This is a genomic window from Burkholderia sp. NFPP32, from assembly GCF_900119325.1.
Taxonomy (GTDB): domain Bacteria; phylum Pseudomonadota; class Gammaproteobacteria; order Burkholderiales; family Burkholderiaceae; genus Burkholderia; species Burkholderia pyrrocinia_C.
Genome location: NZ_FPJP01000037.1, coordinates 27,256 through 37,372, shown reverse-complemented (window position 1 = coordinate 37,372; position 10,117 = coordinate 27,256). Strand labels below are relative to the sequence as shown.

9 protein-coding genes are annotated in these 10,117 nt (G+C 59.1%); all 9 read right to left on the bottom strand.

Annotation, left to right across the window (positions count from 1 at the left end; genetic code table 11):
• The coding region (locus BT264_RS35190) for an ATP-grasp domain-containing protein (protein ID WP_177319000.1) at nucleotides 1-518 on the bottom strand (518 nt) is incomplete at its 3' end.
• A 631-nt stretch (nucleotides 519-1,149) separates the two neighbouring features.
• Nucleotides 1,150-1,437, bottom strand: coding sequence for a hypothetical protein (locus tag BT264_RS39440; protein ID WP_177318446.1), 288 nt, complete (start codon nucleotides 1,435-1,437; stop codon nucleotides 1,150-1,152).
• A gap of 407 nt (nucleotides 1,438-1,844) precedes the next feature.
• The gene (locus tag BT264_RS35180; protein WP_072445164.1) at nucleotides 1,845-2,630 is read right to left on the bottom strand and encodes an SDR family oxidoreductase; all 786 of its coding nucleotides are present in this window, start codon (nucleotides 2,628-2,630) and stop codon (nucleotides 1,845-1,847) included.
• 50 nt (nucleotides 2,631-2,680) lie between these two features.
• Nucleotides 2,681-3,859, bottom strand: a complete 1,179-nt coding sequence (locus tag BT264_RS35175; protein WP_072445186.1) for an acetyl-CoA C-acyltransferase — start codon at nucleotides 3,857-3,859, stop codon at nucleotides 2,681-2,683.
• 14 nt (nucleotides 3,860-3,873) lie between these two features.
• On the bottom strand, nucleotides 3,874-5,955 hold the full coding sequence (locus BT264_RS35170) for a 3-hydroxyacyl-CoA dehydrogenase NAD-binding domain-containing protein (RefSeq protein ID WP_072445165.1): 2,082 nt from the start codon (nucleotides 5,953-5,955) through the stop codon (nucleotides 3,874-3,876).
• 172 nt (nucleotides 5,956-6,127) lie between these two features.
• Nucleotides 6,128-7,339, bottom strand: a complete 1,212-nt coding sequence (locus BT264_RS35165; RefSeq protein ID WP_072445166.1) for an acyl-CoA dehydrogenase family protein — start codon at nucleotides 7,337-7,339, stop codon at nucleotides 6,128-6,130.
• 34 nt (nucleotides 7,340-7,373) lie between these two features.
• Nucleotides 7,374-8,459: a phosphotransferase family protein gene (locus BT264_RS35160; protein WP_239483221.1), complete on the bottom strand. Its 1,086-nt coding sequence runs from the start codon at nucleotides 8,457-8,459 to the stop codon at nucleotides 7,374-7,376.
• 4 nt (nucleotides 8,460-8,463) lie between these two features.
• The gene (locus BT264_RS35155) at nucleotides 8,464-9,228 is read right to left on the bottom strand and encodes an enoyl-CoA hydratase-related protein (protein WP_083534350.1); all 765 of its coding nucleotides are present in this window, start codon (nucleotides 9,226-9,228) and stop codon (nucleotides 8,464-8,466) included.
• 47 nt (nucleotides 9,229-9,275) lie between these two features.
• Nucleotides 9,276-10,040, bottom strand: coding sequence for an OmpW/AlkL family protein (locus BT264_RS35150; RefSeq protein ID WP_072445168.1), 765 nt, complete (start codon nucleotides 10,038-10,040; stop codon nucleotides 9,276-9,278).
• Nucleotides 10,041-10,117 lie beyond the last annotated feature (77 nt).

Sequence of the window (10,117 nt, the reverse complement as noted above, 5' to 3'; positions counted from 1 at the left end):
GAAGCGGCCGGCACGCCGATCTTCGCGGCGAGGTCGTCGGCCTGGGCGTCGAGCAGGCCCGTCGACGGCTCGACGATGACCTTGTGGATCAGTTCCGGGTGCTTTTCGGCGACTTCTTCGATGTCCATCCCGCCTTCGCTCGAACCCATCAGGACGATCTTTTGCGAGATGCGATCGACGACGAGGCTGACATACAGTTCCTGCTTGATGTCGGCGCCTTCTTCGATCATCAGACGGTTGACCTTCTGGCCTTCCGGACCGGTCTGGTGCGTGACGAGCTGCATGCCGAGGATCTGGTTCGCGTATTCGCGAACCTGCTCGATCGACTTCGCCACCTTCACGCCGCCGCCCTTGCCGCGGCCACCCGCGTGAATCTGAGCCTTGACGACCCACACCGGGCCGCCCAGCTCTTCCGCCACCTTGACGGCCTCGTCAACCGAGAACGCCGGCTTGCCGCGCGGTACCGCGACGCCGAATTTCCGCAGGATTTCCTTACCCTGGTACTCGTGAATCTTCATGCGTGATTCCCTTCAGTCTGAGAGTCGAATTGAATTTTCTAAACTTAGAAAGTAATGTCGAAAAGAGCAGTCTCACTGTGAAAATCAACCTGTTACTTCGTGCCATTGCCCTCGCAGCGAGCGATCTGGTACTCAACGCGCGGCCATCAGCATAGGTTCGCCACTTGACTCCACCGACCGAGGAAACGTCACGAAATCAATCTTGACGGCAGATCATCTCGCGCAAAACAATCTCCGATCACCACTGGTCCTGCACAACCCCTTCGGGGCCGAACGAGCCGAAATCTGACCGCACGATTTCACATACTGTCGCGCAGGCGGGCAACTGGAGTCAGCAGGCACCACAAGATCTTGCGACGTCCAGGCGAATTAGCGATAGGAACGGCATCGTGTTACGTCTTCTGTATCCCTACCTTGCCAGCGCCCCCGGGGTGGCCTTTCGTCAGGCCGTCCTAGCCCCCGCTGTTCGGCCTCCTCTTTTGCCGCCCTTATCGCATCATAGAAAGTCAACTCCGAGGCAACACGAGTGCGATCGACATTAACGACCCAACTATCGAACATGTAACGCCACCGGATACGACGCTCTTCAAGAAGGGCGGAAAACCAACGCCAAATCGATGCATCTTCAGCATTAGCTGCTGCTGCAGCAGCAAAGCGAGTCCGTTGCATTACGTCCATGTCGTTCCTCAAATTGCAGCAGGCAGTCAGTGAAATCGCCTGGGACCAACCGTTCTTCGTCGGAGCGAATCGTGCCGATTGATGTGGCTACCTCTTCACCGTTTTGCGCGAGTTCGATTCGTCTCAATTGAAACCAGACATCCATGTGCGCGGCACGAATCTCCGACAAGGCCCGAAACGACGCCATACCGCCCGAGTTCAACTCCTTCAGGATCGCCCCTAGCCGGGAGAGGCCGAACACTCCCGAGTCGCCAGTAGCAAACATCAGCAGCAGGAATACCGCACAACAGATAACCATCTCGGACTTTAAGGCGCACTGCGGCGACGAACCGTGTCGGCAAAATTGATCCCGACAGCGTCGACCTTGACTAGAACTCTCCAATACCAGGACGTCGCACTTCGAGATCGACTGGCGTCAGCACCTCCGGTCCACCGGTACTTGCAATTTGCACCGCCTTCATTTCCGTCCACCACCCAATGTCCGTATGAACGCGTCGTCAGGTGCCGGTTTCATTGGCGCCCGGTTGTTCCGGGGTCTTTCCGGTACTGCGGTGACGCAGAAGCCATGTGATCCCACCGTTTTTACCCGGCAACGAAGATCTCCAAATCTACCCAATACTTCGGCATCCGTATCTCTCTGTATCGCGGTTATAGTACGGCAGTCGCGCCACCGTCTACTGCAAGGATCTGTCCGGTGATGTGCTTGCCTGCATCCGATGCGAACAATGCGACGGCGCCCTTCAGATCCTCGCTATCGCCAATGCGCCGTAATGGGAGTCCTTCCGCAACCTTGTCCGCGCCCAATTGGGTGAGCAAGCCCCGCGTCATGTTGGACGGAAAAAAGCCCGGCGCAATCGCGTTGACCGTGATGCCGTATTGCCCCCACTCACCCGCGAGCGTTCGTGTGAAATTGACAACCGCTCCCTTGCTCGCGTTATAGGCAATGGTGCTCATCGCATCAGGCGGATTTCCCCTGAGGCCGCCGATCGATGCCATGTTGACGATTCGGCCGTATCCACGCGGGATCATCGACCGCTTGCCAATTTGCTGGGTGAGCAGGAAGAGGCCTCGGATGTTGAGGTTCATGACCTTATCCCATGCCTCGATCGGATGGTCCTCCGCCGGCGCGCTCCAGACCGCGCCCGCGTTGTTCACGAGTATGTCGACGCGACCCAACCTGGCGAGCGCCTCGTCAGCCAGACGATGAATATCTGCGTCGATGGAACCGTCCGCTGCGATGAAGTCCGCCTCAATGCCGAGCGACGCCAGATGCGCCTGCGCCTCTTGCAACTCGTCGGTTTTGCGCGCAGAAAGAACGATGCGCGCTCCAAGTTCGCCGAGTGACTCGGCGAGTTGAAGACCGAGGCCGCGTGAGCCGCCAGTCACGAGCGCGGTTTTTCCTGAAAGATCGAATAATTGTTTGAGCGTACCCATGGTGTCTAATCCGCACTATTCCTGTTTCTGCGACGCTTCTTGCGCAGACATCAAAAAACTTCGAACAGCCCTGCTGCGCCTTGGCCGCCCCCGATGCACATCGTAACGACGACATATCGAGCACCACGGCGCTTACCCTCCAACAGCGCATGCCCGACGAGGCGCGCGCCGGAAACACCGTACGGATGTCCCAATGCAATGGCGCCGCCATTGACGTTGAGGCGCGCCATCGGAATGCCGAGTTTGTCAGCGCAGTAAAGCACCTGGACAGCGAATGCCTCGTTCAACTCCCAAAGGCCGATGTCATCGACCGTTAAACCGGCCTTCGCAAGCAGCTTAGGTACGGCGAACACCGGCCCGATACCCATTTCGTCCGGCTCACATCCGGCAACGGCAAAACCCCGGAATGCGCCGAGTGGCTGCAGGCCGCGGGCGGAGGCCAGCTTGCCGTCCATGACAACAGCAGCGGATGCACCATCGGAGAACTGGCTCGCATTACCGGCCGTAATCACGCCTCCCGGCAAAGAAGAACGAATTTTCGAAAGGCCTTCCAGTGTCGTATCGGCACGGATGCCTTCATCGACAGACACCGTGACTTCGCGCGTGCCGAGTGATCCGGTCTTCGCGTCGGCGACGCCCATCACTGTGGTGATCGGCACGATTTCGTCCGCAAACCTTCCGGCGGCAACGGCATCCGCCGCCCGCTGCTGGCTTCGAACGCCATACTCGTCCTGACGATCTCTCCCAATGTTGTAACGCCGGGCGACGGTTTCAGCGGTTTGCAGCATGCTCCAGTAGATGGTGGGCTTGTGCCTCTCAAGCCAGCCGTCGTTCAGCATGTGTCGGTTCATTTCCTGCTGGACACAGGAAATGGATTCGACACCACCCGCAACGAAGATATCGCCTTCACCGGCAATCACACGCTGCGCGGCCGTCGCAATCGCCTGCAGTCCAGAGGAGCAAAAGCGATTGATGGTTGCACCTGGCACGCTCGCCGGGCAGTCTGCACGCAATGCGATCTGCCGCCCGATGTTCCAGCCAGTCGCACCTTCCGGAACGGCACAGCCCATCAGAACGTCCTCGACTTCACCCGGCTCGACGTGCGCACGCTCGATCGCGTGTCTGACGACGTGCCCGCCGAGCGTAGCGCCGTGCGTCATGTTGAAAGCGCCCTTCCAGCTCTTCGCGAGTGCCGTCCGAGCGGTGGAAACAATCACTGCTTCAGTCATATTCGTGCTCCACATCAATCGTTGAAACCTTTGCCCACTTCGGCCAGCCGCTCGAGCGACGGGGCCGTTTGCCACGCTTCGCCGCGATACCCCTTGCCGTAGCGGCGCGTCGCTTGCGTCACGTTGTAAAGGCCTACGGTGTCGGCATAGAACATTGGACCGCCGCGGAAGATCGGGAAGCCGTAGCCCGTGAGATAAACGACATCGATATCGGATGCTTTCGATGCGATGCCCTCTTCCAGTATCCGAGCACCTTCGTTCACGAGCGCATAGACAAGACGCTCGACGATCTCGTCGTCCGAAATCACACGCCGCTCCAGACCAATATCTCTCGATTGCTGGACGATCATGTCATTGACAGCCGGTGACGGATACGCCTTGCGATCGCCCGCCTTGTAGTCGTACCAGCCTGCACCGGATTTTTGGCCGAACCGCCCCATCTCACAGAGCAGATGGGTGGTCTTCGAATACACGATATCCGGCCTTTCCACCGCATGGCGCTTGTGGATCGCCCGGACGATGTCGTTGCCGGACAGGTCGAGCATGCGGAACGGGCCCATCGCAAAGCCAAACTTCTCGATCGCACGATCGATCTGTTCCGGTAGCGCGCCCTCGTCCAGCAGATAGCCTGCTTGGCGCAGGTACTGATTGATCATCCGGTTACCAATGAAGCCGTCGCAAACACCGGACACCACCGCCGTCTTGCCGATCTTCCTGGCGAGACTCATGACTGTCGCCAGCACGTCGTGGGCGGTCTTCTCACCTCGTACGACCTCGAGAAGTTCCATCACGTTGGCCGGACTGAAGAAATGCATACCGACCACGTCGTAAGGCCGCTTCGTGAACGCGGCGATCTTGTCCACGTCCAGGGTCGAGGTGTTCGATGCCAGGATGGCTCCATGCTTTGCGACAGCATCCAGCTCCCGGAACACACTTTCCTTCACGCTCATTTCCTCGAACACCGCTTCAATAATGAGGTCGACGTGCCGGAGATCGTCATAGGAGAGTGTCGGCGTCAGAAGGGACATACGCTGCTCGACCTGTTCCTGCGTGAGCTTGCCCTTTCTGGCGTTGTCGTCGTAGTTCTTGCGGATCGCCGCGACACCGCGCTCGAGCGCGTCTTGCCGCGTCTCGAGAATCGTGACCTGGAGGCCCGCACTGAGAAAGTTCATCGCAATGCCCGCTCCCATCGTGCCCGCGCCGACGACAGCCACTTGCGTTACCGTCCGCACCGGTGTGTCGGGTGGCAGGTCAGGAATCTTCGCACCAGCACGTTTTCCGAAGAAGGCGTGACGAAGCGCTCGGGATTCCGATGTGTCCATCAGTTCCATGAACAGCTTGCGTTCGAACTTGATCCCATCGTCGAAGGCTTGCTGGACGGAAGCCTGCACGGCGTCGACACATTTGAGCGGCGCCGGAAAGTTGCGGCTGGCAGTTGCAATCGTGTTGCGCGCGAATTGCAGGAATCCGTCCGGATTGACATGCTCGATGCGGCGATCTCGCAGCCGCGGCAGTTCGTTCCAGTCCGCAGCCTGTTGTGCAAACCGCACCGCGCCTGTCAGCAGGTCGCCCTCGATGATCAGGTCGAACAGGCCAGTGTCTGCCAGTTTTTCGGAGCGTACGATTCGGCCGGATACGATCATGTCGAGCGCTGCCTCGAGGCCGACGGCCCGCGGGAGGCGCTGCGTCCCCCCTGCTCCCGGAAGAACGCCGAGCTTCACTTCAGGTAGTGCAATCTGCGCACCCGGTGTGACAACACGAAAGTGGCAACCCATTGCCAACTCCAGCCCACCGCCCATGGCCACCGAATGGATGGCGGCGACAACCGGCTTGGCGCTGGATTCGATCGCTCGTATGACCGTATGAATGCTCGGTTCCTGCGTTGCTTTCGGCGTGCCGAATTCTCGGATGTCCGCTCCGGCCGAGAAGCCGCTGTCTGCCCCGGTAATGACAATGGCCCGTACGCCCGCGTCGGCTGCTGCTGCGGCCATTGCCTCGACGATGGCGAGACGTGTCGTGTGCCCGAGCCCATTGACCGGTGGGTTGTCGAGCGTGATAACCGCCACGTCATCGTGCACCCTGTAGTGCGCTGTCATGTTCCCTTCCCTTGTATGTGCGACGCACGGGACGGGGTACCGTGCATCCAGGTTGAGCTATGTCGCTGCCAGTTCGATACAGACAGCTCGATTGGATCCAAAATCAAATAAACACTCGAACGTTCGGCCTTTTTTGAAGGCGAAGGCGAACGCGACATTCCTGTAGTGCCGCTTATCTCGAGCCCCGATAACGGGCCAGTTCCATTCGCCCTATCTGATTGCGATGCACTTCATCCGGACCGTCCGCGATGCGCAGCGACCGTGCGGCAGCATAGGCGTGCGTCAGGAAGCGATCCTGCATTCCATAGCCCCCGCAGGTCTGAATCGCCCAATCGATGACCGAGCATGCCATGTTGGGCGCTGCCACCTTGATCATCGCAATTTCGCGTGCGGCCGCCTTATTGCCGATCGCGTCCATCTTGTGCGCAGCATCCAGCACCAGTAAGCGCGTCTGGTCGATCGAGATACGTGCGTCGGCAATGCGGTGCTGCGTCACCGTTTGGTCGGCAATTGCCCGTCCAAACGCCGTTCGAGACAGGCTACGTGTACACGTCACTTCGAGTGCACGCTCCGCGAGACCGATCAGGCGCATGCAGTGATGGATACGACCGGGGCCGAGACGCCCTTGAGCAATCTCGAAGCCGCGCCCTTCGCCGAGCAGCATGTTCGTTACCGGCACACGTACGTTCTCGAAGACGATTTCCGCATGCCCGTGCGGCGCGTCGTCGAAGCCGAGCACCGGCAGATGGCGAAGAATCGTCACGCCGGGCGCGTCGCGCGGCACGAGGATCATCCCTTGCTGACGATAGCGCTCTGCCGCGTCAGGGTCGGTCTTGCCCATGAAAATGAAGACCTTGCAGCGTGGATCGTTGGCACCAGAAGTCCACCATTTCCTGCCATTGATCACGTATTCGTCACCGTCACGCACGATCGAGCTCTCGATGTTCGTTGCATCGGACGAGGCCACAAGTGGCTCGGTCATTGCGAACGCCGAGCGAATCTCGCCACGCAGCAACGGCTCGAGCCACGTCTTCTTCTGCTCCTGCGTGCCGTAACGGACCAGCACTTCCATGTTGCCTGTGTCGGGTGCCGAACAGTTGAAAACCTCCGGTGCCCATGGCACCCGGCCCATGATTTCGCAAAGGGGAGCGTATTCGACGTTCGTCAGTCCCGCCCCATGTTCCGAATCGGGCAGAAACAGATTCCACAAACCTTGGTCCTTCGCGTGCGCCTTCAGCTCTTCAATGAGCGCGATCGGCTGCCAACGGTCGCCGTCGCAGACTTCTCGCTCGTAACGTTCCTCGTTGGGGTACACATATTGATGCATGAATGCCGAAACACGGCGCTGCAGGTCCTTAACCTTTTCCGAAGGTTCGAAGTTCATCTATTCCTCTTCCGAATTGCGGCCGGTGCTACTGTCAAGCGGCCATCGCGCGTTCTGCGCAACCCCATCCCAGATCGCCCATCGCGGCAGCAAGTCTGCCGTGCTCGAATGCCTGATCGCTGCTTGCGTTACCGTCGAGTGCGCGCTTCATGATTCCTTGCCGAATCGCGGCCACGCGAAAGAAGTTATAGGCGAGGTAGAAGTTCCACTCACGTGTTCCGATTTCCTCAATGCCGGTACGGCGGCAGTACGCCGACACAAATTCAGCTTCATGCGGAATGCCCAGCGAAACCTTGTCGGCGTCAGTCAAGTCCGCCAGTCCGCGCGAACCGGCCGCCGGCAAGTGCCACGCGAGGCAGAGGTAGGCGAAATCCGCGAGCGGATCACCAAGCGTCGAGAGTTCCCAATCGAGTACAGCGACCACTCGTGGCTCATCCGGGGCAAAGATCATGTTGTCCAGGCGAAAATCACCATGAACTAGGCTCGTCCGTTCCGCGCTGGGAAGATGATGCGGCAACCATTCGATCAATCGTTCGATGGACGCAATGTGGCGCGTCTCGGATGCGCGATACTGTTTGGTCCAGCGTGACACTTGACGCTCGAAATAGCTTCCTGTTCGCCCGAAGTCGCGCAGACCAAGTGCGTCGATATCGACCGTATGCAGCGCCGCCATGACGCGATTCATTTCATCGAAAACCAGGCGGCGTTCGTTGGGCGTCATGCCCGGAAGGCTGGGCTCCCAGAGCACGCGGCCTTCCACATAGCTCATGACATAAAACTCGGCGCCGATTACCGATACGTCGTCGCAATAGCAGTGCGCATGCGCGACCGGCACCGCGGATCCGTTCAACGCACGTATCAGGCGATATTCCCGATCGATCGCGTGAGCGGACGGCAGTAACGTGCCCGACGGCTTGCGGCGCAGGACATAGCGGGCGGATGGCGTCGTCAGCAAATAGGTTGGATTCGACTGGCCTCCCGAAAATTGCGATGCTTCGAGTGGCCCGCTAAAACCACGCAAATTTCCGCCTAGCCACGATTCCAACCGCCGCACGTCGAAATCCGGGGCTCGTCGGATCGCGGCCTCATGCGCACGAGTGTCAGTGCTACTTTTATCCATCACGTTATTGAAGCTTCAAGAAATCGGGACGACGCTTATCCTTGAACGCGGCCAAGGCTTCACTGCACTCGTTCCCTGTCAATTGCCTGTCGATCGCATCGAACTCCGCGTTCATTTGATCGATGACTCTCGTGCGCTCACTCATCAACCGTTTCGTCGCTCTGATCGCGCCCGGCGCCTTCGCAGCGATGACCTCCGCAATCGCTTTCGCTTCGGCTCGAAGCTGGTCAGCCGGCACCGATCGATTGGCGATTCCCCATTCCACGGCGGTCTGCGCATCGACAGAGCGGCCGAGCACGATCATCTCGAACGCACGAATGCTTCCGACCTGCAACGGAAGCAGGTAGCCCGACGCCGCTTCAGGAACGAGCGCCAGGTCCACAAACGGCGCGCTGAGTTGCGCGTCGTTCGCAACGATGACGTAGTCGCAATGCAACAGCATGGTGGCGCCGACGCCAATGGCTTTCCCTTGTACGGCGGCCACGACGGGAATCTCCATCGTCGCCAGACATCGGAGAAACCGCGCACCGTGGCTCTTGCCGATGCCGTCACGAATTGCCTCAGCGGAGAATTCGCTCAGGTCGCTTCCGGCCGAGAACGTGTCACCGTCAGATTGGATGAGGACGGCGTTCACGCGCTCGTGCGCAGTTGATTCAAGCGCATCCGCAAGCGCGCTGTACATCGCACCGGTCAACGCATTCTTCTTTTCCGATCTCGATATCGTGAGGATCAGCACCCGTCCGTCAACTTGGACTTTTATGTCGTCCACGGTGAAATCTCCTGTTTCCATATACCCATTCAGACTCGAGCCACTGCTCAAAATCGATAGGAAACTCCAACGAATCCGATGATTGGATTGGCCGTGATTCGCGTTGTGTTGCTCAAAACGGTCGTTCCGTTGGCACTAACTGCATCGAATTTTCCGGTCGTCTTTAGCGGGATGTAGGTGATCGATCCCAGCACGGACCATCTACCGTTGAGGCGATACGTCACGCCAGCCGTGAAAGCTGGGTTCCACGATGAGCTCGCCGATGCATCAACCCTTCCACCCGGTCCGGCAAACTGACTGAGCGCCCCGCTGAATGCGGGATGAACCTGGACGGAGCTGAACCACGTGTAATTCACGCCGACACCCAGGAATGGGCGCCACACACTGTCCTTCTTTCCAAAGTAGTACTTCACGAATACCGTGGGCGCCCACACCCGAGCCGTCACCAACGGCTTCAGATCACCCACGGGCATTGCCGGCCCCTGGGGCCCAAGGGGGGTGGCGACGCCCTGGGAGAAAAAATTCAGCTTCGGGGGAAATCCCACGGCACTTTCGATCGCAATATGCTCCGTTGCGAAGTAGGTAACGAGGAACTCTCCCGTGAACGTGTTATGAATTTCCGCGCCTGTTCCAGGAGAAGTGAAAGTGCCGAACTGGGAACTGCTTTTCAGTTCTTGAGAGCTCGATTGCCTCATGTCGATCCACGCGGCGCCACCGGTTACCACAACGCTTCCCGCCTCCTGTGCGTACGCCGTACCCGCGAAACCGCACATCGAAATCGCCAGCGCGATCGAATTCAGTTGCTTCCTCATACTTCGTCTCCTCCGTTTTACGGCGACCTCAGTCCCGAAAGGTGCCGACCGGGCTCTCAATGGCCATCATTCGTCGG

Bases quoted from the DNA above. Each gene is read 5' to 3' on its own strand.
- BT264_RS35180 (WP_072445164.1), bottom strand. From the start codon at position 2,630: ATGGGTACGCTCAAACAATTATTCGATCTTTCAGGAAAAACCGCGCTC.
- BT264_RS35175 (WP_072445186.1), bottom strand. From the start codon at position 3,859: ATGACTGAAGCAGTGATTGTTTCCACCGCTCGGACGGCACTCGCGAAG.
- BT264_RS35170 (WP_072445165.1), bottom strand. From the start codon at position 5,955: ATGACAGCGCACTACAGGGTGCACGATGACGTGGCGGTTATCACGCTC.
- BT264_RS35165 (WP_072445166.1), bottom strand. From the start codon at position 7,339: ATGAACTTCGAACCTTCGGAAAAGGTTAAGGACCTGCAGCGCCGTGTT.
- BT264_RS35160 (WP_239483221.1), bottom strand. From the start codon at position 8,459: ATGGATAAAAGTAGCACTGACACTCGTGCGCATGAGGCCGCGATCCGA.
- BT264_RS35150 (WP_072445168.1), bottom strand. From the start codon at position 10,040: ATGAGGAAGCAACTGAATTCGATCGCGCTGGCGATTTCGATGTGCGGT.